Annotated in this window: 27 protein-coding genes; 24 read left to right on the top strand and 3 right to left on the bottom strand. The window is 59.8% G+C overall.

All coding sequences use genetic code 11. From position 1 onward, the window contains the following. Window positions 1-2: 2 nt before the first annotated feature. The 9 genes from DJ73_RS06505 to DJ73_RS06465 all read left to right on the top strand — a co-directional run bounded on the left by DJ73_RS06505 (window position 3) and on the right by DJ73_RS06465 (window position 12567). Window positions 3-842, top strand: coding sequence for a hypothetical protein (locus tag DJ73_RS06505; protein ID WP_094557590.1), 840 nt, complete (start codon window positions 3-5; stop codon window positions 840-842). Between the two features lie 3 nt (window positions 843-845). Beyond that, window positions 846-1961, top strand: a complete 1116-nt coding sequence (locus DJ73_RS06500; protein ID WP_094557589.1) for a hypothetical protein — start codon at window positions 846-848, stop codon at window positions 1959-1961. Between the two features lie 2 nt (window positions 1962-1963). Further along, complete coding sequence (locus tag DJ73_RS06495) at window positions 1964-3085, top strand: hypothetical protein (protein ID WP_094557588.1); 1122 nt, start codon at window positions 1964-1966, stop codon at window positions 3083-3085. Further along, the gene (locus tag DJ73_RS06490) at window positions 3078-5285 is read left to right on the top strand and encodes a VirB4 family type IV secretion system protein (protein ID WP_094557587.1); all 2208 of its coding nucleotides are present in this window, start codon (window positions 3078-3080) and stop codon (window positions 5283-5285) included. Before DJ73_RS06495 ends, DJ73_RS06490 begins: the two co-directional genes overlap by 8 nt. Beyond that, window positions 5251-9573, top strand: coding sequence for a conjugal transfer protein (locus DJ73_RS06485; RefSeq protein WP_254921612.1), 4323 nt, complete (start codon window positions 5251-5253; stop codon window positions 9571-9573). Before DJ73_RS06490 ends, DJ73_RS06485 begins: the two co-directional genes overlap by 35 nt. Window positions 9574-9961: 388 nt before the next feature. Beyond that, window positions 9962-11218: a hypothetical protein gene (locus tag DJ73_RS06480; RefSeq protein ID WP_094557586.1), complete on the top strand. Its 1257-nt coding sequence runs from the start codon at window positions 9962-9964 to the stop codon at window positions 11216-11218. A gap of 74 nt (window positions 11219-11292) precedes the next feature. Then, window positions 11293-11733: a hypothetical protein gene (locus DJ73_RS06475; RefSeq protein ID WP_094557585.1), complete on the top strand. Its 441-nt coding sequence runs from the start codon at window positions 11293-11295 to the stop codon at window positions 11731-11733. 220 nt (window positions 11734-11953) lie between these two features. Then, the gene (locus DJ73_RS06470; RefSeq protein ID WP_094557584.1) at window positions 11954-12244 is read left to right on the top strand and encodes a hypothetical protein; all 291 of its coding nucleotides are present in this window, start codon (window positions 11954-11956) and stop codon (window positions 12242-12244) included. Next, window positions 12244-12567 carry a hypothetical protein gene (locus DJ73_RS06465; protein ID WP_094557583.1) on the top strand — a complete coding sequence of 108 codons (324 nt, stop codon included), beginning with the start codon at window positions 12244-12246 and terminating at the stop codon, window positions 12565-12567. Before DJ73_RS06470 ends, DJ73_RS06465 begins: the two co-directional genes overlap by 1 nt. A gap of 164 nt (window positions 12568-12731) precedes the next feature. Here DJ73_RS06465 and DJ73_RS06460 read toward each other — a convergent pair whose 3' ends face one another. Together DJ73_RS06460 and DJ73_RS06455 are read right to left on the bottom strand one after the other, a co-directional pair. Further along, window positions 12732-13544, bottom strand: coding sequence for a DUF6036 family nucleotidyltransferase (locus tag DJ73_RS06460; protein WP_094557582.1), 813 nt, complete (start codon window positions 13542-13544; stop codon window positions 12732-12734). Next, window positions 13541-14464 (bottom strand): winged helix-turn-helix domain-containing protein, encoded by a 924-nt coding sequence (locus DJ73_RS06455; protein WP_094557581.1) that lies wholly within the window; start codon window positions 14462-14464, stop codon window positions 13541-13543. The genes DJ73_RS06460 and DJ73_RS06455 overlap by 4 nt, the downstream gene beginning before the upstream one ends. Window positions 14465-15197: 733 nt before the next feature. On the opposite strand from DJ73_RS06455, the gene DJ73_RS06445 reads away from it, so the two are divergent. The 14 genes from DJ73_RS06445 (at window position 15198) to DJ73_RS06375 (ending at window position 24457) form a co-directional block, all read left to right on the top strand. Further along, window positions 15198-16094 (top strand): DNA-binding protein, encoded by an 897-nt coding sequence (locus DJ73_RS06445; RefSeq protein ID WP_094557580.1) that lies wholly within the window; start codon window positions 15198-15200, stop codon window positions 16092-16094. Window positions 16095-16319: 225 nt separating this feature from the next. After that, window positions 16320-17246 carry a transcription initiation factor IIB family protein gene (locus DJ73_RS06435; RefSeq protein WP_094557579.1) on the top strand — a complete coding sequence of 309 codons (927 nt, stop codon included), beginning with the start codon at window positions 16320-16322 and terminating at the stop codon, window positions 17244-17246. Between the two features lie 99 nt (window positions 17247-17345). Next, window positions 17346-18233, top strand: a complete 888-nt coding sequence (locus tag DJ73_RS06430) for a hypothetical protein (protein ID WP_094557607.1) — start codon at window positions 17346-17348, stop codon at window positions 18231-18233. A 141-nt stretch (window positions 18234-18374) separates the two neighbouring features. Continuing rightward, a complete protein-coding gene (locus DJ73_RS21340; protein WP_094557578.1) occupies window positions 18375-18563 on the top strand; it encodes a hypothetical protein in 189 nt (62 codons plus the stop codon). Window positions 18564-18675: 112 nt separating this feature from the next. Further along, on the top strand, window positions 18676-19077 hold the full coding sequence (locus tag DJ73_RS06420) for a DUF6166 domain-containing protein (protein WP_094557577.1): 402 nt from the start codon (window positions 18676-18678) through the stop codon (window positions 19075-19077). 23 nt (window positions 19078-19100) lie between these two features. Then, the gene (locus DJ73_RS06415; RefSeq protein WP_094557576.1) at window positions 19101-19376 is read left to right on the top strand and encodes a hypothetical protein; all 276 of its coding nucleotides are present in this window, start codon (window positions 19101-19103) and stop codon (window positions 19374-19376) included. A 49-nt stretch (window positions 19377-19425) separates the two neighbouring features. Beyond that, window positions 19426-19647, top strand: a complete 222-nt coding sequence (locus tag DJ73_RS06410; protein WP_094557575.1) for a hypothetical protein — start codon at window positions 19426-19428, stop codon at window positions 19645-19647. A 53-nt stretch (window positions 19648-19700) separates the two neighbouring features. Further along, entirely contained in the window at window positions 19701-20000 is a 300-nt protein-coding gene (locus tag DJ73_RS06405; protein WP_094557574.1) for a hypothetical protein, read from the top strand. Window positions 20001-20157: 157 nt separating this feature from the next. Continuing rightward, entirely contained in the window at window positions 20158-20844 is a 687-nt protein-coding gene (locus DJ73_RS06400) for a DUF6166 domain-containing protein (protein ID WP_094557573.1), read from the top strand. Continuing rightward, the gene (locus DJ73_RS20215; RefSeq protein ID WP_176451089.1) at window positions 20844-20999 is read left to right on the top strand and encodes a hypothetical protein; all 156 of its coding nucleotides are present in this window, start codon (window positions 20844-20846) and stop codon (window positions 20997-20999) included. Before DJ73_RS06400 ends, DJ73_RS20215 begins: the two co-directional genes overlap by 1 nt. Next, complete coding sequence (locus tag DJ73_RS06395; protein ID WP_094557572.1) at window positions 20996-21532, top strand: hypothetical protein; 537 nt, start codon at window positions 20996-20998, stop codon at window positions 21530-21532. The genes DJ73_RS20215 and DJ73_RS06395 overlap by 4 nt, the downstream gene beginning before the upstream one ends. A gap of 158 nt (window positions 21533-21690) precedes the next feature. Beyond that, window positions 21691-22692, top strand: a complete 1002-nt coding sequence (locus DJ73_RS06390; RefSeq protein ID WP_094557571.1) for a DUF6610 family protein — start codon at window positions 21691-21693, stop codon at window positions 22690-22692. Between the two features lie 77 nt (window positions 22693-22769). Then, the gene (locus DJ73_RS06385) at window positions 22770-23117 is read left to right on the top strand and encodes a hypothetical protein (RefSeq protein ID WP_094557570.1); all 348 of its coding nucleotides are present in this window, start codon (window positions 22770-22772) and stop codon (window positions 23115-23117) included. A 410-nt stretch (window positions 23118-23527) separates the two neighbouring features. Continuing rightward, window positions 23528-24457 carry an ArdC-like ssDNA-binding domain-containing protein gene (locus DJ73_RS06375; RefSeq protein ID WP_094557606.1) on the top strand — a complete coding sequence of 310 codons (930 nt, stop codon included), beginning with the start codon at window positions 23528-23530 and terminating at the stop codon, window positions 24455-24457. Between the two features lie 89 nt (window positions 24458-24546). Here DJ73_RS06375 and DJ73_RS06370 read toward each other — a convergent pair whose 3' ends face one another. Next, window positions 24547-25248: a helix-turn-helix domain-containing protein gene (locus DJ73_RS06370; RefSeq protein WP_176451088.1), complete on the bottom strand. Its 702-nt coding sequence runs from the start codon at window positions 25246-25248 to the stop codon at window positions 24547-24549. Window positions 25249-25472: 224 nt separating this feature from the next. Between DJ73_RS06370 and DJ73_RS06365 the strand changes: the two genes are divergently transcribed. Further along, on the top strand, window positions 25473-26294 hold the full coding sequence (locus DJ73_RS06365; protein ID WP_094557568.1) for a hypothetical protein: 822 nt from the start codon (window positions 25473-25475) through the stop codon (window positions 26292-26294). The last annotated feature ends 63 nt before the right edge of the window (window positions 26295-26357 follow it).

The following is a 26357-nucleotide window of genomic DNA, read 5'->3' as shown; positions in this document are numbered from 1 at the left end:
CCATGACTAGAAACCACTCACACATCAGTCGGCGAACCGCCCTCCGAACAGTCGTAGGTGCCACCCTCGTAAGCGTCGCTGGCTGTTTGAACGACAATGGCGGTTCTGGGACGCCTGGTGACGGAACGACCTCTCCAGATGGCAACGGCCCACTCACGCGTATCGCTGTCGAGGGGACCACACTCGTCGTCGAACTCTCCGAAGAGGCCGATGTCGACCAGGTCAACCTTATCCAACCGAACGGCGAGCTATTCGGGAAACGTGACGTAGCCGCAGGGGTTCAACAGGTCTCGTTCGATATCGGAACCGCGTATGCACCCGGTGAGTACCGGATTGTCGCACTGAAGGGCGAGGAGACTGTTGCAGAAACCTCGCTCGCTATTCAGCCGGAATTGGTGATACGAGATGTTGGGCTCTATCGGAATAACCCGGATAAACCATGGGACGAAGTCTATGGCGAAAGCCAAACGGATTCGAAAAAGAATGGGGAAGCATTCGTCACCGTGGAGAATACCGGGAGTGGTCCGGAAGCAGTAGTTGAACTCCGATTTACCGGGGATGTTCCCAATCCTGTCGATGATCCCCGTGGAAGTGGGATATACGAAAAAGAACGTGTCGTAGTCGGTGCAGGTGAAACAGTAGATATCTTCAGCGACTCGTTCCCGTTTGGCTCGGAAATCGGGGAGGACGGTATGGGTTGTTCAACTGATGGAAATAGCGGGCAGTTTACTGTCGTACTGGAGACTCGAACTACAGGCCAACAAGTCACGAAATCCTACGACGTGGAGTACACTGGCTCTGACGAGATGCAGAATTGCGAGGTCACAATTAGCGAGGCTTGATGTATGGTTGATCTTATTGATGTCGTCTTAGAGGGGTTCAAGGGCGTTGTCGACTGGATTATTGGCCTCTTCATGGATGGCCTGACGACCGGCTATAATACGCTCACCGAGGAATTATTCGGAACTCCTACACCTCAAACAGATGGCGCATTCGTTTTTGGCGAACCATCGAACGCACCCTGGACCACAATTCAAGATTCCCTCGCTGGCGGCGAAATCATGCTCATCGCATTACTGCTGCTCGTAATGAGCGTCCAGGGCCGGCATACAATCCGGATATTCAACATCGGAAGTGCCTATGAGGCGAGGAAGACGAAGAAAACGGCGTGGGTGGGTGCCTTCCTGATTATCGTCTGGTATTGGATCGGTGTACTCGCTCTCTATATCGTGGACGGGTTTTCAATCGCACTGATGCCGAGTATGGCTTCGCTTCGGAACGCTATGTTGGGCTTCCTCACCGTGTCTCTAACGAATCCAGGATTGTCTCTTCTATTCGCCCTACTTGGAGGGATTTCGATGTGGGCATTGCAGGCGCTGTTCTACATCCGTGAGATTCTCCTCTACGTGTATCTCTACGGAATGCCAATCGCAATCGCTCTCGGATATGGGAATATTCCTGTTGTGTCTGATATCGCATTAGGCTTTGCCAAGCGATTTGTGCCCTTGGCTGTCCTGCCATTGCCGGCGGCGATGGTATTCAAGGGCTATGATCTAATCTACGGCGGTGGGACGCTCACACCAGGAACAGCGTTCCTCAAGTATCTCGTCGCTACGTCGCTTCCATTGGTCGCACTCTACATCACATGGAAGACGTTCAAATACGCGACGCCGTTGACGGCCAAAGTCGTTGGCGGTGCGACGAAAGGCGCAGCTCTCATTGGCGGTGTCGCTGCCGGCGGGTACCTTGCTGGCTCCGGCGTCGCGACGACCGCTGCCCGTTGGGGGCCGAAGGCCGCTGCCGGTCATGCCGTCGCGCAAAAAGCGGCTGCCCGCGGTGGGCATGGAGGAAACGATGGCGGCACGCCATCATACCGTCGAACAGAGAACGACCCTGGTGGAGCGACAGCGGAATCGGCGAGTGACGACCATGGGATGGAGTTTGATCGAGGAATCCACTAACAATGTCAGCAGATCAAGACGCGGCCGCACGGCGCATCATGGATCAGTTCGGCGAGGAGAGTCGCATCCCGTATCTCAATATCGAGGAAGGAGACGTTGGCATGCTCATCGCCTTCCCCATTATTGGGCTGTTTATTGCAGGGCTCACCGGGATCGAGTCGCTTGCCCTCCCGTTCGTCGCTGGCGGGCTTGGCTTTGGCGTCGCCGTCATCTACGTCTCACCAACCCACCTGAACGCCTGGACGTGGACCAAAGACGTCTATCGGTACCTCAAGCGACCTCAGATCACGTTCAGTGCGCCCGCCGACGCCGACACGAGTACCAACGAGACAGAGCGGAACGAAGGCGGACTCGCGAACTACACGCCGTTCAAGCCGGACGAGCGGACACAGGACCTCACGAACATCAAGCGGGCGTGGCCGGGCGCTGGTGCCATCCAGCGTGAAGACGGCGCGATGGAGGCGTTCATCGAGATCGATCCGGCCAACATGGACTTCGCGATGTCCGACGACTGGGCGCAGCTCCAGGGCGCTGGCGAAGAGTTCGCCAACAAAGAGCTGGACTCGAAGCTCAAACTCCACGCCACAACCCGTTCCTTCCCGGTCGAGCAGATCACCGAGACCATCGAGGATCGACTCACTGACGAAGACATCACGGAGAACCCGATTTTCCGGGAACTCCTCGAAGAGTACCGGGAGACACGGCCGAAGGAGATGCGTGACCGGGGTATTCAGCAGGTCCGGTACTACATCGGCGTTGAAGTTAGCCCGATAGAGGTCTACGACCGCTTCCGCGACGAGGGCACCCCCGCCGAGAAGCTGACCCAGTTCCCGGTCATTGGGTTCCTGTTCAACCCGTTCGTGACCCGTCGCGAGGACCTCACCGACATCGAACGTCGTGCGCAGATGTTCGAGAAGCTCGACAGTCGGGTGAACGACGTGCGATCCGAGTTCATCCAGCAAGCGTCGGGGTGGTCCGCACGCCGCCTCAGCACGGTCGAGCTGTTCGTCTTGAATATGGACTTCTGGAACGGCCGCGAACACGACTACGACGAGGCAGAACGTGTTGTGCGCGACCAATCGACCATCGGCCACTCGCACCGGGAGGACCCACACGATGCGTAATGTGATCCTCCAGACCAGTGGTGGCGCGCTTGGCTCCGTCGCCGGGTGGCTCCAGAATCTGACGCCAGCAGAGAGTGCAGTACTTGCCCTTACAGTGGGTCTCGGCCTTGGCGTCGGTAGCAAGTACCTCTGGGACCGCTTCACTGCGGATGATGAACCAAACGTGGACTTTACCGATGTCCTTGACGAGGAGACACTCGAAGAAGGCGAGGCCGAACGCAAGCTCCTCGACGACATCTCGGAGTCGCACAAGACCGTTACCGCGCCCGGAGCTGTCGAGTGGGAAACGCGAGCCGCACGGGTCGGCGAGCAGTGGACGACGACTCTGTACATCGCTAACTATGCCGACTACCCCAACGACGGATATCTGAGTGACCTCTTCGAGATGACCGACGTCCAGTTCGATCTGACGGCCCACATCACGCCGAAAAATCAGGAGCGGGCCCGGAACGAACTGCAAGACATCGCGGACGATCTCCAGGTCGATGCTGACCTGGAACAGAGTATCCGGAGTGCCTACCTGCAGGAACGCGCCAACGAGGCCGCAGCGACGTACAAGGCCGTCGAGAATGGCGCGAACGTCTTCGACCAAGGGATGTTCATCACTGTGCGGGCCGACGAGAAGGACGACCTCAGAGACGCCGTCCAGACGGTCAAGAGTGCGCTCCGCGACGACCCGGCGAACCTCACGCCGAAGACCGCAATTTGTCGGCAGGACCTCGCCCTCCAGTCCGCCGCGCCCATCGGCGACAACGAGTTCGGGCGGACGTCAATCGCACTCGGCGGGGCCGTCGGCGCGTTGCTCTCCTCACCGCACAACGCGACGATCCTCGAGGAGGGCGGTGTCGAGTTCGGGATTCACAAGGACAACCAGAGCCCCGTGGTCATCGACCCGTTCGCCCGGGACAACGGGTACGCGATGTTCACCGTCGGCGACACGGGGTCGGGGAAGTCGTTCAGTTCGAAGCAGAACTTCATCCGTTCCATCGAGCAGAGCAAGGACCGCATCGGCATCATCCTCGAGCCGTTAAACAACTGGGCGGGGGTCTCAGAGGCGCTCGACGCCAAGCGAATTACCGTCGGTGGGACACTCGGACTGAATCCCCTGGAGATTCGGGAGACGCCCGAGCACGTCCAGCGGGCGATGGGCGAGGACGCGAGCCCGTTCAACGAGAAGCTCGACGACGCGATGAGCTTCCTCACCAACTTCTTCGCACTTCGTGGCATCTCATTAGGTGACCGGCGGACGACGCTCGAACTCGCGCTCAAGCGAGCGTACAAGCGCAACGGCATCACCGACGACATCTCCACGCACAGCAATCCGAGTCCGACTATCCGTGATATGATGGACGTGTTCGAGGATATGGTCGACGACCCCGAGGAGTTCGTCGTCCGGTCCGACGAAGAGGCAGGGAAGATCAAGGAGGATGCGACGTGGCTCCTCGGCCAGCTCCGCCCCTTCGAGGACGACGGTCGCCACGCCAACCTCGGCCAAAAATCGGACTTCGACATCCGGGACGAGAAGGTCATCTATCTCGACCTCGCCCAACAGGAGGGGAGCGTCGACAGCAGTACGGCGCTGACCATGCAACTGCTCATCTCGCTGGTCTACGAGCGCGCGAAAGTCTCGGAGAAGGAGGTCGTGTTCTACATCGACGAGGCGCGCTACATCATGCAGGACGCCGCGAGTCTGGCGTTCCTCGAAACAGTGTTCCGGCACCACCGCCACCACGACCTCTCGATCCGGCTGGTCACCCAGACCGTCGACGAGTTCTTCGAGCACGCCGAGAGTGAGGCGATCCTCGATCAGTGTGCGGTCAAGCAGTTCCACCGTCTCGATGGGATGGACAAGGGGTGGGCCGACGAGTTCGGGCTGAACTACGCGCAGATGCGGTTCGTTCAGGACGCCGTTCCTGGCAACGAGGACGCCGGCTTCTCCGAGGCCCTCGTGGGCGTCGACGGCGACTGGCGCGGCATCCAGGTCAAAGCGATGCCCAAAGAGAAGCAAGTCATCGACTTCGAGCCAACCGAGCAACGGCGAGACTCACTCCCCGGGACTGGTGAGAATGCTGTGGACGCGGAGGTGCAGGCGTTCCAAGACGATATTGAACGCCGAGCGACCGACAACGGACAACACACACCTGAGCGGACGCCAACAGAGACTGATGGCGGTGAAACGGGAGGTGACGACGATGCGTGAGTACCTTCGCGTGACGCCAACCTCCGAACGGCTCAATCCGGAGCGTCTGCCGCAGGCACTGGAGAGCCTCCACAAACTGACCTCAACGGACTCGGCAGGGCTAGCTGACAAACTCAATCCGCTACATAGCGACACACCACTACGCTTCGAATTCCTCGCGCTGAGCGAGGGGAAAGATGACCCCGTCGAATTCTACTACGGTGCAGACGACCACTTGGATACCCTTGAGAAACGGCTCCGGTCGATCTATCCCGAGACATTCGATATCGAGCGCACCGAGGTCGACATCGCATCCCGACTCGTACAGCCTGTCGAATTCGACCGTGAGACATTCGTTGAGCACTATGAGTCAGGCGAGCTCACGTACGAATTCGGCCCTGACGAGCAATACGAGAGTGGCACTGACGACAACAGTCAAGCGGGGCCAGCAGACGCCGAATCAGTCGCGGATGGAGGAACGGTCGGTGACCAGTCTGCCGACCACATCATCGAGATCGGCGATACTGCCCTCGAACTTGCCCCACCAGATGCGATTCCCGAGGATGAGCCACTCACGATGCTTGCTAAACCAACGGTAACATCGGAGGGGACGATACTCGCGCGGCCAGCGACCGAATCCGTCTCCCCACTCGGCGTGCGGTGGCAAGGGTCGGCAACTCGGAAGCAAGACTGGATGACCTCACTCTCGCCATTTACTGCCGACGACGAAGCAGAACTCCCAGCCGTCGATCAGCCAGGAGGTGCGCTCGCGTCGCTCGTCGACCACCTGATGGAGGCGACAGCACCAGTAGCGTTCCAAGTCGTCTTCCAACGACGCGAGAGCTGGCAGTCCGATGCCGACCTTCGCAAAGAAGATGTCATCGACGGTCGAGACACACTCGCTCAGGAGATTATTGGCTCCCTCTTCGAACTCGATGATCAACCGGAGAGTCGGGATAGAAACCAGCTGAGCGACGCGGTTGCAAAACGTGTCGCGGCAATCGAGGCAAAAAATCCGAAGCGGTCGTTCACCGCGAACATCCGAGCAATCGGGATTCCATCCGGTGGTAACGGTCGCGATGATCTCGATGAGCGAATGCAATCACTGGTACCGGTATTCGACCCGCTTGACGGGTCATACTATGAGGTGGAGGCCGAACGGTTGCGCGACAGCGGCTTCCGGGAAACCACGAAAGAACGGAATGCACGAGCAGAGCTGCAGCGGCTCTTGGATCGTGAGATCACGACTGGCCGTGGAAAAACCCGACCGGAGTTCGTCCTGAGTGGTCGAGAACTCGCGCACTTCGTCCTCGTCCCCTCCTCGGAACAGCTTACTGTCGAGGGGGCACGGGGGACGCGTGCGGAACAGCAGAGTCGGAATCCGTTGCCCCGTCCGCACCAGGACCTCATGAGTGAGTTCCGAGACGGGATGGCAATCGGGTATGCCCTCGACGACACTGGCGAGGCCGAAGACGCGCCGACACACATTCCACCCGGACTGCTGCCCACTCATTACGGCCGGTTCGGAACAACCGGTTCTGGGAAGTCGAAAGCCCTCATCAACGATCTGCTGTCGCTGTACGACAACACGGAGGGGCCGACGATCCTCATCATCCCGAAGAACGACGACATGGCCCAGAATTATATGCGAGCTCACGCGCGCCGGTTCGGAATGACCGACCTCGAAGAGAACGTCGTCCACTTCCCGATTCCGGACGTCCTCCCCGGGTTCTCGTTTTTCGATCTCGAACCGTCGATGGAGAGTGGACGGCGCCGCGAAGACGCCGTCCAACGGAAGGCCGACCACTACGAGGAGATTTTGAAACTCGTGATGGGAACCGACCGCTACGAGCGGGCGACTGTGGCCCCGACTCTCATCAAGACACTCATCAAGGCCCTGTTCGACGAGGAATACGGCCGTGAGAACGGGCTGTACCGAGCGTCGACGGACTACTTTGCCCACAGACAGCTCGAACACGTCGTCGACCAACTCTGGGAGGCCGGGCCACCGAACGAAAACATCGGCAACGCCCCACGGTCGAGCGACGAGGAGGTCACGCGGACGATTCGACGGCAGCTCCAGTTAGATCCGAACACCTTCGCGAACGTGATGGGCGGTGTCGGAAACCGTCTCGCCTACATCTCACAGGATACGCACCTGCGGCAGATCTTCAACAATACCGAGAACCAGTTCGACTTTCGGGATGTCCTCGACGAGGATACGGTCATCCTCTTCGACCTCGGAGATCTCCGCGACGACGCTGCCCGGATCATGACCGGTGTGATCCTGACGAATCTCGATGCAGCCCTCAAGGACCGCAAACAGGCCCTCTCCCAGCACTCGGACGACTACGTCGTGAATTTGCTCGTCGACGAAGCAGCATCAGTCGTGGTTTCCGACATCATGAACGATCTCCTTGAGAAAGGGCGGGGCTTTCGCCTCTCTGTCGGCCTGTCGATGCAGTTCCCCGAACAGATGGAGGCCGAAGGCGGACGGAAGATCTACCTGAACGCTCTGAACAACATCGGCAGTTCGCTCGTCGGGAAAATCAACGTCGACCGAGAACTGGCACGAGCGATGGCCCACGAAGAAATGGACCCCGCAGATTTCGCCAATCGGATTCGTTCGTTGCCGCGCGGAGAGTGGATCGCCAGCCTGCCAAGCCCGACGTTCGGTGAAACGGGGCCGTATCCGTTCAGTCTCGAACCACTCCCGATTCCACCGGGCCACCCCGAAAGCGAATCCCCACTCACAGCGCGTGAAGAGGAGGAGTTCACTGAGACGCTCTCCTCGATGCACGAGCACATCAGTGACGAACACGGAGTGCCGGCCGCAACAGACGCCTCAACAACGAGAACACCGACCGATGGACACGAGGTGCTCGATATCGGGAGCGACGACCTGGACGTCGCGATTGCGAAGGTAGTTCGGAGTCTTCAGCTCCGAGAGGGATGCCGCGAAGAGAACGGCTGGGTAGCCGTTGAAGCAGTTGACGACGAACTCAGACGGCTCTTCGACGACGTCGACGCCGAGCCGCCATCGTATGATGCCCTCGCGGACATCCGAGAACGATCACGATACCTCGATACGACCGTCGATATCGACGCTGACGAGCTCCGCATCCGGCTCACTGACGCCGGAGAAAAGGTCGCAAGGCCCGATACTGGTGACGTGCAGGCCGCCGGCGGGAGTGCCCACGACGCAGCACTCCGCCAGATCGAAGAAGAACTCACTGCACTCGGTTTCACCGTCTCGATTCTCGCACAGGATGGCAGCGAGAAACCTGACGCGAGGGCGAGCCACCCCGACGTTGCCGATCGATTCGCCATCGAAGTCGAAACGACGACACCCGAGAATCCCGCGAAGGTACTCACGAATCTCCGGAAGGCCCAAGAAGCAGGGGATATCCCGCTGTTTGTCGTTCGACCAGGAAACGACGAAACAGAGTGGGCCAAGCGCGTTGACGGCATTCTCACACCACCCGTCCGTACCCTCCAGAATGGTGAGACACGGTTCTACACGACTGACTCGAATCTCACGTTCAACGGCGGGGCAACCGAAGAAGGTGGAGTGACGGCTGTCCGACCAGCGACCGACGACGAGAACGGGACCCAGAACATCTGGCAGCGTGATGGCGACGAGATCGTCCTTCGTGATGCCAGCGGGACGGAACACATCCGCCTCCCGTCGCTTGAAAAACTCTCGAAGGACCGTGTTCCAGCCATCTACAGCTACGACCACGCTGCCGACGAGTACGTCGTATACGAGCACGGTGAGCAACACATCTACGAGACGAAATCGGCGTTCGAGGACGACTGGGTGCGTATCAAGAAGCCATTCGTCCCCGAAGCCGAACTCCAGACACCCGATTATAGCCCCACGTCGTACGCTATCGTCATTCTCCCTGAAGAAGGCAACCCGGTCGTGTACGATACTGACGGTACGTACTCGATGGACACCTTACTCGATACCGTCACCACAAGTGGGTGCGAAGAAACGACAGGAGAACAGGCAGACCATATTCAGCAGGCGCCTCAGCCATCGATTGACAATATTGCTGATGATCCAGAGGCGGTTGTTGAGCGATTCGCAGAGACACACCTCGTCGAAGATCCGGAAAGCAGAGTAGCCGCCGGAGATGTCTACGAAATCTACGAGCAGTGGGCTGAGGCTCACGGGATTGATACAGATAGCAAACCCTGGTTCGGCCGTCGCCTCGGGAACTATGTCACGTTCGAGCGGAACACAGACAATGAGAACGGCGACTCTGTTCGATACTACAAGGGGCTTGCACTCAAATCAGAATAGATCTGGAGATGAATACAATGCAATCCACACTCAGCGCCAAATATATCGTAAATGTAAATTTGAGGTTGCATAATAGGAAATGCCTCTCGCGTTACGGAAACATCGAGGCATATCGTCTCCGCAGCACCGAAATCAGCAGACGGAGAGGGGTTACGGCAACCAACCGAAATGCCGTAACACAAGCATTCTGGAGAGATTTTGCTGTATGCACGTATCGGGAGCCTCAGACCCAGGATTTCACTGATTTGAGTGATCTGTTACGGCAAAAACCAACTAGGATAGAACGGGGGGTCCCCGTTGGGACCAAGGGATTGGATCGACACGCAGAGCAGCGTGAAGTCTGTGCTGGCTCAGAGCCAGTGAGAGCCATGCGAGGTGCTATGTGAGAATGAGTGAGATTAGTATCGACGAGCAGGTGGCGATTCCGGAGACGCTACGCGAACGGGACCAGTGGGTGTGCTGGCGCGAAGAGGAGCGGGACGGCAAGCCGACGAAGATTCCGGTGACGCCGGGAGGTGGGGGGTTCGCGTCATCAACAGCGTCGGAGACCTGGGCGAGTTTCGAGGCAGCACTTGACTACAGCGAGACAGAACACGCCGATGGCGTCGGGTTCGTGTTTACCGACGACGACCCCATCGTCGGCGTGGATCTGGACGACTGCCGCGATCCTGAAACCGGCGACGTCGACGACGCGGCGCTGGACATCATTGAGCGACTCGACTCCTATACGGAGGTATCGCCGTCCGGTACCGGCTATCACGTCCTGATCACTGGCGCACTCCCCGAGGGGCGGAACCGTCGCGGAAGCGTCGAACTGTACGACACGGCACGCTTTTTCACCGTCACTGGCGACCACGTCGGGCGGACACCGACGCGCGTTGCACGTCGGCAGGACGCGCTCACAGCGATTCACCGTGAGTACGTCCAGAACACCGAGCGTGACACCAGAGCCGAGTCTCAGGAGCCTGATAGCGCTGACGACGAGGCAGCGACGACCGGTACAGCTGACGTTGACGTCGACCTCGAAGACGATGACCTCCTGGAGAAGGCACGGAATGCGTCGAACGGCGAGAAGTTCGAGCGGCTCTGGAACGGGAACACAGCCGGATACGACAGCCAGTCCGAGGCCGACATGGCGCTGTGCTGTCTGCTGGCGTTCTGGACCGGCGGCGACCGGACGCAGATGAATCACCTGTTTCGCCAGTCAGGATTGCTTCGGGAGAAGTGGGACGAGGTCCACTACGCTGATGGGTCGACGTATGGGGAGAAGACCATCGAACGAGCAATTACGACTACTTCGGAGTTCTACGACCCGGACGCCGGCGACGATACCGCAGATGATATCTCCGCCACATCGTCGCCAGACGTCGGCGCTGCTGACTCGGAGCGGAGTCGCGCGTATCTCGCCGAGAAGAACCAGATCTTGAGCGACCGCGTCGACGAACTCGAGGCGACACTCACGGAGAAAACCGAGCGCATCGACGCTCTCGAAGCGGAAGTCAAGCGACTCACTGACGAACTCGCCACCCGTGGCCAGGAGGAGGAGGAGTGCCAGGGCGAGCACGCCGCTACTACGAGTGAGAACAGTAGTGAGTCAGAGTCATCCTCACTGTTGGGTCGGTTATTCGGCGGTCGGTCCAAGTAGCGTTGCGACCGCAGCGGCACGTCTGTCACCCCCGCCAGGGGGCGGCGGGGTACATCACGTGCCCCCGATAGACGATGGATTCGGAACGTACTACCCAAACGCAGACGGTACAGCAAGCAGCAACCAACTCCGACGGGGAGGCTCCGTGGGCAGACCTCGAGGTGACGATCCCGACCGACCGCGATCACGCGTCGCTCGTCGCGCTCGTGGAATGTGTCCTCGTCGAGTTGACTCACGAGCACGTGGGGGCAGTTGTCGTCACTCACCAGGTCTGGGGGACAAACCGCACGCAGTACGTCGCCGTCGACGACGTCAGCGAGCAGTTCCAAACGCGGCACTTCGACGCCCGGCTGGGCTGGCACGAGACAACCGTTCCTCGGGAGATCGTTCGCGACGAACTCGTCACCCAGCTCACCCGGTCGGCAGCCTCACAAACGGAACGCACACGAGAAGCAGCAGTCAGCGAGCCGGACACGTTCACCGTGAAGCCGGTTCAGGAACTCCGGACTCCATAGGCCACACTCTTAACCAACACTCGGGACCAGTTCTGTCGAAGTGTTGGTTAACGACGTTACCAGAATGCATGCCCTCAACCCCCGCCCACCGCCCTGTCCCTCCGCGACGTTGCCGTTTTCGAGTATCGCGACCCAGGGTCGGACTGACGCCCTCCGACTGGGCTGTTTATCCGCGCCGGGAGGCGTGCAGCGCGCGAGAGCGTGCGCGGCGTGATTCACCATGGCTGGTCCCGATCCTCACGACGACACGAGTGCCGACCACGAACAGCTCGAAACCGAACTCCTCGCACAGGACCGTGACGCCGCGAGCGTCACGACCGCGGATGTCGACGACGCAACGGCCCGCAGCCTAGTCGACGACCTCATCGACGCGGACGTTGTCACACCCGTTCCCGAGGATCGCGTTCTCGTTCACGAGCCGAGTGTTACTACCTTCGACTCGACGACGCAATTGGCCGTCTTCCACCGTGGCTGGACGGCCGGCCGCGACGCCGACGCGGAGGCGGAGTAATGCAGCAGACGCTTACAGGGTGTGCGTTCTGCGACGCTCCGCCCAGCACCGAGACTGGCGAGGCCCACACCTGGGGGGAAGATGAGCGGGTCACCCACCCTATCTGCGTCGACTGCGCGATCCAGATGGAGCCGGTTCCCGACGAGCGCGATCGCTACGCCTGCGATGGCTGTGGGCTCGTCGTCGACGCCCTCGCGGCGCTCACGCACTTCCGTGTGGAACTCGGCCATCTCGAGGGGCCGCTGCAGCTGTGTGCGCGATGTAGTCCTGGCGGGCCCGCGACGTACTGGACGCACGACCTCGATGAGCATCTCGTTGAGTGAGACATGTTGCCGACGCTTACACCGTTTCCATGGAGGACCTCGTTGAAAAGTCGACGTCGCGCTTGACCGCGACTAATGGGGAGTCTCCCTATCCATGGATAGGGAAAGTATCCAATAAGCCGCACCGCTTGGCATTACGCCACAGATTCCGGTATCCCTCGCCGTCAGATCGTCGTCGAAAGACGCTCGATGCGATCAGCGGTTCCCTTGACTGCGTCTTTCTCCTCGAGACGACTCACGATATCCTGTAGTTCAACCGTGGTGTAATCGAGTTCCTGCTGGAGGGCAGGCATAGATTTCGGTTCGTCGAGGGCGTGAAGCACTTCGAGTTCCTCGTATACGCGCTCTGTAATCTCCGCGACCGGCTCATGCAGGGGTGTCCTCACGTTGTGTTGCTCGGTGAGATCGGCCAACGCCTCGTTCACGTATGTCACGAATAGCTCTTGGTCCAAGAGGTCGATCTGCGTGGCGAGTTCTGCTTCGACGACGTCGAAATCGAGGTCAGTCTGCAGCAGCGAAAACATATCTTCGATATCGTCCACCCGTCCGGCGACCGCCTTGAATAGGAAGATGTCCTCTGGGCTCACGAGTTCGACCACCAAGTTGCTGGGGTTGAGGTACCGCTCGCTACGCTTCCGAATCCCGTCAGAAAGAACCAGTTTATCGATTACCTGCTGGTGAAAGATGTCGATTCGACACCCATCATCGTTCTCGAGGATTCGCTGAGCACCGAGCGCTTCGTATTCTTCGTCCGGTTCCCGAACGATATCGTAACCAAGTTCGAGCAGTACTGCTTGGAGCTGCCCGAGGTCATCACCGGATGCGACGATGAGATCGATATCTTTGGTAGTGGTCTTGAGATCCTGGAACGCCATTGCCCCACCGCCGATCAAGAAGACAGTGAGCGGGTCGTCTAGCTGCTCGCCGATGCGCTCGAGTTCCGACCGAATGTACGAACTGTCGAATCGCGCCCTCATGCTGACACCCCGTAGTCCGCAGCCAATTCTTGGAACTCTTCCCACTCGGGAAGTCGAGATGCCCGCTCCTCGCCACTCGTGTCGAGATACGTGAGCAAGTTCTCGACGAGATCGTCGACGACGTACTTTGTGGCCTGGTCACGCAGTTCGTCACGGTCGACGTCAACGTGGCTGAGCAGGAGCAGACAGTATGACTGGGTACGTGCGCCCGAATCGATTACGAGCATATGACAGCACAGCATCGCCGGCGAGAGATCATTCATCGTCTCTGAATGGAAATAGTACCGACGGTCGCGGGCCAGAAGGGGCAGGTCGTAGGTCTGGAAACGCTCTGGCCCCGTTGAAAGGAAGTCCTCGGCAGTAATCTCATCTGCGGTCTGGACGAGGAACTCGTCGAGTGACTCCCAGAGAATCGTGTAGGTGTCGGTGTGTTGTTCGACGGTCTGGCGATGGTCGTGGTGAACGAGTTCCCGAGCAAGCGTACTCAGTTGTTCGAATCCCTCGTTCAGCACATATGCATCCTCGTCAGTTTCGTAGATGATCCCTCGATGCTGAAGTGGATCGAGGGCGCGATGGACGGTACTCCTGTGAATGTTGGCCCGGCGTGCGAGCTCCATTACGACCCGCGGTGTTTCAAGATAGTAGAGAACGCGGAGCGTCGCACCCGACAACAGTTCAGGCCAGTCGATGTGCGAATACTCTTGGGTGATGTCTGCGAGGAGTTCGAGTGCTTTCGCGTCCGATGGCCGGATCTGCTTTGTTTTCCCTTGTCGACGCGTCTCGACGAGTCCGGTCGCTTCGAGACGATCGACAAGTTCAGACGTGTAGCTGAGACTGCGGTCCAGCTGGGTCGCAAATTCGGAGACTGTCTGCTCACCGTGAAGGACGGTGAGCGCGCGAACCTCGCCTTCGGTAAGCATCTGTTGCGTAGATACGAACCGATATTTAAATAACTTCGCTATCTCGCAACGAGTATAACTGACTCAGCTGAGGTTGCTGGGTGAGAAACACGATGAAGGCCCTCGGCCGTTCACGGGCGGCGCGCCGCCCGTTAGCTCGGGAGAGCCTACTCTCCCGGTGACCGAGACGGCCTCGACCTTTCTGAGTCCGCCAGGGCAGTAGTTGGGTCGCTGAGTGTCGCGGCTGGGTGGACAGGTGTGTCCGTTATGGCCCGCACCGCTCGCCGCGTTCCGCCCTCCGCGTCGCTCGCGACCGACCATTCCGGGCGTGCGGGCGCTCTCCGCACCGCCCGCGCCCGTTCCGGGCTAAAATGGATGTGCCTTCGGCGCCAGCGGGTATCCCCGTCGGTTGCGCCCCTTGCGGGCTTTCGCGTTCCAGCGCTTGGTGCCGCCTGCGCTGTCGCGCGCCACACCGCGGCGCGCGTTCTCGGCGACAGTCGCCCTGGACACGGACCCGCACATCGGGCCGGACACGAGCGGGCATATCCCGCTGGCCGCTCGCTCCGGGCGGGTCGGCGCGCGGTGCTGGATGGTCGTCCGCCTCGGGCGCGCTCTCGCTCGCGCCCACAGGGCGCTTGCGAAGGCGCGAGCGAGAGCGCGCAGATGGTTCTGTCGGTCGTTGTCGTCGAGGAAATCCGCGATTTTGGTGCATCGCGGTGTCGGGCGCGTGAGCGCCTTCAGGAGCTGAACTCCAATGTCGAGTAAGAACGTCTTCGGTAATGAGGTTTCGGTCGATGAACAGGCTTTCGAGAAACACGATGACGTCGAGGTCGACGAGGACAGCTTCGAAGTCGTCGACGAGACCCCGGAGTTCCGGGCGACGGTCGACATGGAAGTCCAGGCCAAAGTCGATTCCAACCACCCAGACGCGCGCGTCGAGGAAGGCCCGGATCACATGTTCGGGAAGACCCTCGAACAGGAAGAGCGCATCAAGGCACGAGAGGCCGAGTTGGAACACATCAGTGCCCAGGCAGAACTCAGTCAGCAGGAGGGGCGTGCGAAGCGGACGCGAGACATCGCAGCGAAGCGAAGCGCTGAGCGGCGTGTGAAGTTCCAGAAGCGGGCAGCGAGCGTGAATCCGATGGCTGACCCGGAGCGAGACGATCCTCGTGCAGAGCTCACGCAGGAGCAGTTGGCGGCGGTGAACAAGCAGTCGATGCGGCTGGCGGAGAAGCTGGATGGCTGGTCGCGAGCAGCGATTGGCCGGCGGTTGGGTGAAGCCGTCGTCGGTGGGAAAGACCTAACGAGTGCAGTCGTCGGGGTGTTCGAGGAGTTGCAGACGGCGCCTGGGACGGTGATCCCCATTGGGAAGCTCGAGGACGTCAATCGCAAAGAGGTGAGCATCGAGGGTCGAGTCGAAGTACTCTGGGATGCGGACTCGCCGGCCATCGCTCAAGTCGGGCTGATCGCAGACGACAGTGGAAAAACGAAGGTGACGATCTGGGAGAAATCAGATGCGCCGTGGATTGAAGAGGGCGAGCAGGTGCGTATTCACAAGGTAGCCCGGAACTGGTACGAGGGGCGCGTGTCACTGGCTGTCACTGGGTGGAGCACCATTATGTTCCCTGAGCGCGGTCGGTGGTGGGAATAGCCGGTCGGCGCACCCCTTTTTTGCTGGTGTGTACGCGCTCACCGCCACCTCCCACCACCTCCACGGTCCGGGCTGCTCACGGCGCTCACGCGCCGTTTCGCGGCCGGGCTTTCGCCACCGCAGCCCATCAGTGTCAGCGCTGTTCCGTGTGGTGTGTATGTGCCCCCTGATGGGTGAGGGGCACTCCGAGAGACGCGATCCGCATGAGTCCCCTCGTGAGTATCCATGGCAAACAGAGAGATCTACGAAACGACGTTCGACGAAGACGTCCAGACCGACTCGAATGCTACGCAGTGTCCCGAGTGTAACGGGCAAGTTACAACCAACGCGGTTGAAACGGTCTGTGAAGACTGTGGGCTAGTCATCGACGAGCAGCGGATCGACCACGGGCCAGAGTGGCGAGGGTTCGACGAAGATGAGCGCGAGCGCACAGGCGCTCCGTTGACGGCGGCGCGGCACGATCGTGGGTTGTCTACGGAGATCGGCCGCGGGACCGATGCAAACGGGAACAGGCTCTCCGAGCAGAAGCGACGCCGGCTGTTCCGGATGCGCCGTGAACAGACGCGTGGGCGGTTTCAGTCGAAAGCCGAACGCAACCTTGCACACGGACTCAGTGAAGTTCGCCGGATCAGTAGTGCGCTCGAACTATCCGAGACGATCCGTGACCAGGCCTGCCAGCTATTCCGCAGCGCTCAGAACGAGGACCTCCTCCAGGGCCGGTCGATCGAGGCGATGGCCGCCGCGAGCGTCTACGGCGCGTGTCGGTGTAACGGGCGACCTCGAACGCTCGACGACATCATCGATTCAGCGCGCGTCGAGCAATCGCGGGTGACGAACGCATACACGACGCTGAATACGGAACTTGGCCTGCCAGCCCAGCCCGTGACACCGAGTGCGTTCGTTCCGCGGTTGGCATCGGAGCTCGACGTCTCTGATCAGATCCGGCAGCGGGCTCGGCAGTTGGCGGAAGCATCCGAATCGACCGGAGCAACCACGGGGGTTCGACCATCCGGATTCGCCGCAGCCTGTCTGTACAAGGCCGGACGCGAAGACGGACGGTGGCTCACCCAGTCGGACATCGCTGACGTTGCGAACGTCTCGGTGGTCACCGTGCGGACCCACCGCGACACACTGGAAGAACTGGCTGTCTAACGCCCACATTGCTGATTTTCGGTTGTATTTTGTTGTCTGATTGATGTGAGAGCCACTGTTTAAATCCGAAGACGAAGCATGATACGGCCAGATCACTCTATGACCGACCAGTACGCCGACTACGAAGCCCTCCGACCGCTCGGCGAAGCGACCCACGTTCCCGACGATCAACTCGCCAGTAGTAGTGGCGAGCCCCGGCGGCAACGCTCTAGTGACGTCGACACGGACTATCCAGACGGCCCGACAGCAGCTGCGACCGAGTGCGATTCCTGCGGAGCGTCGATCCCCGCTGGCCAGTCGAAGTGCCGGTTCTGTCTCACGAACCATCTCGAAGGAGCCGACGACCAGGACACAGCGAATGCCGAACGGACTCTCCTCCACGTCGTCCAGCTGCTCGTTGAGGCGTCGACGTTCTACGGCGCCGTCGCGAAGGGGTCTGCTGCGGCCACCCTCCTCGCGAAGGGAGATGATGACCCAGTAGTCGATGACTGCAAGCTAATCTACGATCTCGACGAGGAACCGGCCCCACAGCTTGTCGATCAGTGGCCCTCGCTCCCCTCGGCGACACGGGTCACGTCTGAATGTGGTAATCAGCTGCTCGCGGCTGCTCGTGAGCGGACGGCGTGGACAGAGACGACGCAGCCCCGTCACGACGGCGAGCACGCGACGTTTCTCTACGAGGAAACCGGGAGTGGGGTTCGCACCGAAGCTGGTCTTTCAAGCCTCCGTGAGGACGCAGACGACGACCTCTGGCTGGTGCCAGCGATTGCGCTCCAGGAATCCGTTGACCAGACCGATACCGAACAGCCACGACGCGAGCGCCCAAACAGAACTCACCTCGAGTGTCGAGAGTGTGATCGGGAGACTAAGCATCGATTCCGCGAGTTCGAGGCTGTCCCCGATGACGAGTGGACCGGGCAGCCAATGTGGGGCTGTCAGCGGTGCGGCACGCCACGCTACGGGCCCGAACCCGAAGCCGGTCAGTAAAGACGACGTCAAATTAACCAACAATCCTGGTGTCGGCTCGGAGTTGTTGGTTAACAGAAGCCAGCTCGCGACCACCCGATGAGACCACACCTGCTGACTGCCCGCCGTTTTTCGGCGCCGAGAATTGGCGGAGGCGCACACATGGACCCACGAGACACCCCCGGCTATCGACTCCACCGCGCGCTCAGTAGCCTCACCAGTATCGACAGCGACCAATTGGAGCCCGCTGATCAAGAGCGAATTAGCACCGCGACGACGCTCCTCGAGCAGGTGGATGTTCTCACCCAACCGAATACGACGAGGAACGATGACGTCAACAGAGAATCCTGACAGCTCGACGCGTCGGCAGTACAGTGTCCTGTGGCCGTCACAGCGTGAGCGGTTGTTCGCCCCCCCTGAAGGGGTGCGGGGGTGCTCGAACGAGTAGCTCCCGAACAGACCGATGAGTAGACCTAGCGACACACATCCGATTGAACAGACACGCCCAGCGAGCGACTGCGACATCGCCTACGTCGGGTATCGGCAGAGTGGGCAGGCTATCGTTGAGAAACGTCCCGGCCAAGAACGGCTCACACCAGAGCGGAGTCTCGCGCTGGTGAATCACAGTCCCTCGGGATTCGAATGGGGATATGGTGGTAGTGGTCCGGCGCAACTCGCGCTCGCACTCCTCCTCGACTACACGGGAGACGAGGCGTTCGCCCTCGATCACTACCAGGCATTCAAAACCGAGGTCGTGAGCCACCTGGACTGTGCTGGGTCTGCTGGAAGCTGGCGACTCACCGGGCCCGAGATCGACGCAGTCCTTCACGAAACACCCGGCGAGCCGGCCGCACCGTCCATCTGAATATCAATCACCGAAAGTAACCCATGTCAGAACATACCCAACCATCTCGTGCGGATGACGAATCGACCGAAGCCAGTGAACAGACGACACGAACGGAGTACGTCGAACGCAGTGATGTCGGCGTCTCCCTCACCGTAAAGCTCAAGCGTGGAACCGGCACCAGGGACCAGGACGAGGTAATCGCGAAAGCGAAAGGCAAGACCCTCGAAGACGCTCGCGAGGACATGGAAATCCTTCGGGAGTACATCCACGATCTCGCAGAGGACGCTCGCCAAATCCAACCCGAAGAAGACGGGTAACAACGAGGGCTGTTTTTTGTCGCCTCAGCAGTGGCGGAGGCGATTATCAGTGAGCAATCCAGACGGTCAAACAACAGACGCAAGCGAGCTTTCGCCAGAACAACGGCTCGAGCCATCGAATACGCGACTTATCAACGCTGGTATCGTGACGATCAACGATATGGAGACGCTTCGAGCCTGCGTCGCCTACGAGAACGCGAATCAGCAACGGGTCCAAATCCTCCGCCGGCTTGAACAGCGGGCCAGCGAACTCCGCGCACAAGACGATTGACCCAACGCCCGGAGGTGTCTGTCGGAGCCTCGGTGGGTGGAGGCTCAATCCAGATGAGCGATCGACCAGAGATCGAGATTCAACGACAGACCGCATTCGGTGACGATGGCCAACTCGAAGTAACCGAAACAAGCGTCGAGACCTCGCTTGAGGACTTCGGCGCTGACGTGGATCATCGTGACCGGGATTCACGTCTTGATCAGCCCGAGGCGTGTGAGTTCGGCGTCGACGATCGACCCGAAGTTGAGCAAACATCCGAGGGAGATCAGTCGACACTCTTCGCTGATACGGACGAGGATCAGCAGACCCTCACTGGCGACGATGCAGCCGCTCGCTGTCTCTTCGAAGAATAGACTTGCCTCTATCGATTGGTTGTCTGATGAATTGTTATAATCTGAACTATAATAGTCTGTATTCTAACTTTGAAGCGAGGCTGAGGGGCTAATAGCCGGTGGTGGTTTTTCGACCCCCAGCAGGGGCGCGGGGAATCCGAACGCCCGCATGCAACCGATGGAGATGAATTCGACTACCGACCCACGAGCAGTCGTACAGGATGCAAGTGAGCGATGGCAGGCGAGTGCAGACTGCGTTGAGTACGTCGGAATGCGTGTCGACGGAACGCCAGTGGTCCTGAACCTCACCGCACACGAACGCCTCTCCCCAAATCGAAGTCTCGGTCTCGTGCGGCATAGCCCGGCGGGATTCGACTGGGGCTATACGGGAAGCGGACCGGCACAGCTCGCCTGTGCGCTCCTCCTCGATTACACCGACAACGAAACTGTCGCCCAGCAACACTACATCCAGTTCCGCAACAACGTGGTCAGTCAGCTGGTGTGTGATGGCCCAGCCGACTGCTGGCACCTCACCGGAGAGGAAATCGAGGCGGCACTCGCAGAATTCGAAGAGTACCGAGCACTCACGCCAGATGGTGGGACGCCGTCATCGTCACTACCGGCGAATTGGAGTGCGGTGAGCCGGACAGATCGGACGGTCTTCCAACGTCGAGATATCGACCACTACGTCGTCCTCGCCGAAGGGAGCGAAGAGTGGTTGATCATACTTTGTGCGCAGGGGGACCGGGCGTATCCCGCCCTGCTTGACCATCGAACACTTCCGGTCGAGAACGACCCTGCCTCAGCTGTTCAGGCACTCGTCGCTGAGAGTAACGACCTCGTCGAGCCAGAGGAGGCCAACTGATGGAGAAATTCCGACTTTCGCGAGCAACGTACCAGCTCATCGAACGCGCTGTCACGGCGCTGGAGTGCATCAGCCGAGAACTCGAGCGATACAACGACCGGCACGAGCGAACAGCTGGGAAAGACACAGACGAGACGAATTCCGGCGAATCATGACTGGCGAAGCGACGCTTGACGACTTCGAGACCGAGAATTCAGCTGGTAAGTCCCGCTCGCTCACGCTGGAAGAGCGACTCCTCACCCCAATTTCCCCGTCCATCGGTCTGCGGGTGATTGCCGGGCGCGGCGATCCGCTCTATCTCCAAAATCGGGGAACAGACCGGTATCTCTTCCGCGACGATCATAACCGGTGGTTCATCCTTCAACCCTCGGCGAAGGACTCAGAAGAGGCGTTCGTCCGCTGGGTGTATCTCCCAGCAGACCGGCCCGAACGGCTGGCGCAGTCGGAGCTTCGTCGACGGACAGTGATCGGCTATGATTATGTTCAGCGGTCGGCTGCCCCAGATCCAGTCAGGTCGACGGTGACAGCGATGTTCGTCACGGAACGCTGGCCCGAGACCGCCTACGAGTGTGGGTCGTGTGAGGCGCTGTTCGACACGGCACAAGAGCACGCCCTCCACTGCTGGGACGACCATCCATGGGTGCCAAATCCTGAACAGGTGCGCCGTCGACGCCACGCCGACGAGTGAGTTGGAAAATCCTGGGCAGGTACCGAAGCCGTCCAGATAATTAACCAACAAAGTGCGAGTTCTGGGATTTAATGTTGGTTAATAGCGGACCGCGGCTCCGTTTATTGCCCCTCTGAGAGGGTGCAGGGCGGGCGGATTCGCCCTCGCAGACCACATTCATGTCGCTCGATATCAGCCCCAGCAGCAGCACTGAACGCGAGATTGCCGCTGCCAGACAAGCCGACAGCGTGGCGTTCCTTCATCGAGCGCCGTTCTCTCTGGATGCCTACAGGCTCGGCTACCTACCCGGGTTCCGAGAGGACTGCGGATATCAGCAGACTCAGTTCAAGCATTTGGACATCCCCGTCGGGATGTTGGATAACGACTTTCGGAATCCCGATCTGGATCGATACGTCGCCCAGTTTTTCGAACACGAACCCAAGGTCGGCGTGATTGGGGACGTGTACGATCCCGACGACGTCGATAGATACGTGGCCGCCGCACGCGAGATACAGGCGAGCTATCCCGATGCAGACCTCGTCATCGTCCCCAAGTGCCGCAAGGTGATCGACATGATTCCCGACGCCCTCGTGCTCGGCTACTCACGAGGGTATGCCGACCGATTGGCCCACGAGTTCTCCGAGCCGACCAACTGGCGGGGCCGTCGTGTTCATATCCTCGGTGGAAGCCCGCCGAAACAGCTCGACGTCATCGAGCAACTGACCCGACCGACACTCACAGACGACCCACCGGCCGACATTGTCGGTCTCGATTGGAACGGCCTACATCGCGGGGCACAGTTCGGGGAATTCTGGACTGCGGATGGTTGGGACGACAGCGGTCGCGACACCAACCACGTCACGGTTCGCAAGACGGTCCGCCACAGTCTCGCCCGTCTCAAGGAATTCTGGCAGGCTCAAGGTGTTTGGCCCGAATCGACACCACAGGACGACTCCTTCGAGATCGAGTATGAGGGGCCATCGCCGGGGGATCTCGATGGTGCTGCGTGTACCGAATGCGAAGCGAACGTCTGGACGACTCAGCGCGGTCCATTCGTCGCCGAGTATGATACCGGCGCAGTCTGTGGATACTGCAGTTACGACTGCTACATTGCCCACCGCCATCGAAATAACCTTGAGGAAATCGCCGGCGAGCAGAGCGTCTACCTCCCGCCGGCGTGACGCAGCGAGCTGTTTTTCGTGCCCTCCAGAGAGGGCGAGGGCTCGATCCAGAGAGTCCTCAGAGATGGTGATTTTCCGTGAGTCAACAACAGCGTCCGAACAACGTCTCGATCGACGACATTCCAGTCGACGTATCGAACACCCAATCAGGCGAGGTCGACCCCGCTGAGGTACCCGAGGAAATCCGGTCGGTCACTCGTGGACTCGCAAGCGAGCAACCGCCGACGAATCCGCTCGTCGTCCTGAAGGCCGCTCGCTGGTGGTATATACATGGTAAGGGCGGGACCGATCCCGCGTTCCAGTGGGCCATCGAGTGGGTGCGACATCTCGCGACGGACACACCCAGTGATGTCAACCAGTTCGATGCGTTCCTCGAATATCTCGTCACGATCGGGTTCGCTGACGAGAAGGCAGCGCTTCGATAACCGGTCCCCCATTCACACTACGGGGTGCTTGACCGGGTACTATCTCGAACAGAAACGGAGCTGACCGCAACTTGTCCAGATAGGAGGACGTGTACTTAGAACCGGTAGCATGCAACGTCTTCTCCACCACAGGTCGGACACGTTTCAGCGTCCTCGGAAAGGGTCGTTCCGCAGTGTCGGCACTCATACAGGGTGGATGTCATGGACATACGAGTCCCAACGATCCCGCGGAGCGTTTCGACGAGACCCATCCTCCCTGTGCTTGTGTCGCACTGGTTGTTAATCCTAGCCTCCGATAGCAGCCCCGATCTAAACCCCCGAAGTCGCGCCGATGTTTATTGTGCGCCCCCGAGGGGCGCGGCGCGTCCTGACTTCTCGGAGACATCGTCGTACTCGATGTGATGCAATCCATGCTGACAACCAGTGAGTCGGAGGTCTCGTTCGAGGAGACCGACACCCGACACGACGAGATGCACAGTACCATCGAAGACTGGATCGACGAGCTCATTGCAGACGTCGGTGAGGCAAAAGCTAGCCAACAGTTCCAGGAGTGGCTCGATGTCCAGTCCCGATTCCACGACTACTCCCATCGCAACACCCTCTTGATCAAGCTCCAATGTCCCGAGGCGACCCGCGTGGCAGGCTACAATACGTGGAGATCGGAGTTCGACCGGCACGTCCAAGAGGGCGAACAGGCGATCTGGATCTGGGCACCCATTATTACGAAGCAGTGCCCCGAGTGCGAAAACTCACCGAGCTACCACAAGCAAAGCGACTGTGACTATGACGAGACATCGCCCGAGGAGTGGTCGAAGGGACTGGTTGGATTCAAACCAACGGCAGTCTTCGATGTGTCTCAAACCGAGGGCGAACCGCTCCCCGAGCTGGAAACCGAGGCCACTGGTAACGCCGACGACCTGGTGCCAGCACTCCTCGATGCAGCAACTACGCTCGATATAGACGTCCGTGTCGTCGACGCTGCTGAGTGGGAGCATGGCGACGCAAAAGGCGTCTGCAAACACCGGAACCTCCACGAATGCCAACCCGTCGTCGAAGCGAAAGATAGAGCGAATCAGGCCGACCTCGCGGTGACGCTGATTCACGAGTACGCCCACGCGCTGCTCCATTTCGATGTCGACGACGAACCCGAGCGCGCGAAACGCGAGGTCGAAGCCGAAGCCGTTGCGTACATCGTCGGGCGGAATTTCGACCTCGATACGAGCGGATCAGCGTTCTATCTTGCCACGTGGCAGGACGACGATGCGGAGAGCATTCAGGAGCGTCTCGGCCGGATCAGTTCGACCGCGCAGGAGATCATCGGGACGGTCGCCGAGGGCTGAACACGCCTTCCCCGGCCGTTAACCAACGCCTGAATTACCATTCCTACTTTGTTGGTTAATTCGTTCGGCGTTCGACCCCGAGTGTTCGATCAGTCCCGAAATATACCCCACCGACAGTCGATGTTATGATGCGGATCCTCGTGGGACGCGTCGATATCGCGGTTGTACTCGTCGGCGATCATCTCCAACGCCGGCTCGTAGTTCACCCGGTACTCCAACATGTGCTCGATTGCCTCGTCCAACGGAATGACCGGATTTCCGTCGACCCACTCGCGAGTGATCTCCCCACTCGTCGGGAACAACACGTACGAGACGGTCGCGTCGTAGTCGGTCGCATCCGGCCGCTCTTCGATCCGGCTCGGAATCCCGAACTCATCAAAGAACGCCGTCCACTGTTCGACGTCCTGGTCGGCGACTTTGATGAAGATCGGATAGTCGTCGTGGCCGCGGGCGATCTGATAGCCACCGTGAGTCCAGACGTAGACGCCGTCGATTTTCGTGTACGCGAACGGCATCCCCGCGAAGTGCGGAATGACGTAGCCGTCGTTGATCGAGGGCGGAACAGCGCGAGAGATGGCCGCGACGAGATCGTAGTAGCGATCCCTGACAGCGTGATTCTCGATGTAGACGCCGTCCTCACGTCGGATGAAGCCTACGTCCACCAACCGCTGGATCCAGTCGTAGACCCACGAGTAGGAGCCGTCGATCTTCTGGGCGATTCGACGGATCGAGTCGCCCGGCCGGGCCGCGACCATGATCTTCGCCGCGGTCTCGTCGACGTACTCCAACATCGCTAGTTATCGGTATCGCATCTAACTGTATTGGTCTTGTCCACCGTATTTCCTATTGAGTTATCTCTATACAGATATACTATTCTTGGCTCAGGTAATCCGATCTGGCGCAGCATTCGAGCAGAGAGGAATTAACCAACAGAGGATATGACTAATCGCGATTCGTTGGTTAAGTTTTTCAGCGCCCGCCGAGGGGTGGAGGCGCACTCCCGTCTCCACGAACCATGACTGAACCGTATTTTTCCGCTGTCCTCAATGAGGCGGAACGAGTTGCAAAACAGCACGACCAGGTCGCTCGATCGACCGACGATCCAGCACACGAGTACCTGCGGTACGGCGTCCTTCGGCTGCTCGAAGGCGAGACCGATGAGACGGTTGCGGACATGCCCGATATCGACGGCGTGACTGTCGGCTACGGGAGTGATGAGGCGATGTTCGATAGCTGGAGCTCCAGCGAAAACTGGTGGGAGACCGTCCCGCCACAGGAGGCGTGTACCCGCTTCCGGGTGTTCTTCCCCGACGACCACCAGACAGTTCCACGCGACATCGTCGACGTGATGGCTGCGCTTGGTGCCTGGCGGGTTTGGACCGGGAGCGCTACGGCGTGCGGCTCCTACGACTATCGCGAGCGTCGCGAGGTCCATTACCTCTGGCCGGAAGGCCATCCGGTGGAGGAAGTGCTCCACGAGCGGCTTAGTGGCCCTGCGGACGCCGTCGCGCCGGACGGTGGCCAAACGGGTGACGTTCGCGACCGGCTGGTCGTCGACGAGAACGCAGAGTCACAGGACGACCTCGAGCCCCGCACGAAGCGTGCCGTCGCTGAAGCGATGGACGTCTCGCTCCTCTCGAAAGGTGGCCGCTACGAAGTACAGTCCGCGTCCGGAAACCGGTACGAAGTCGACGTCATCGACGAGTCGTGTACCTGCCCTGACTGGCAGCAGCGCTCACCCGAAGGCGGCTGTAAGCATCTGCGTCGCGTCGATCACGAAATAAAACGGGGTTGTGTTCCACGTCCGGATGGGCGCCTTCCAGCACCCTCGAACTAGAACGATATCTTCTGGAGCGCGTGGTAGTGTGGCGGCACACTAGACTTTTCACGGCCCGTCACC

The sequence above is a fragment of the Halorubrum sp. Ea1 genome, assembly GCF_002252965.1.
Taxonomy (GTDB): Archaea; Halobacteriota; Halobacteria; order Halobacteriales; family Haloferacaceae; genus Halorubrum.
This window is presented reverse-complemented; position numbering and strand designations above follow the sequence as displayed.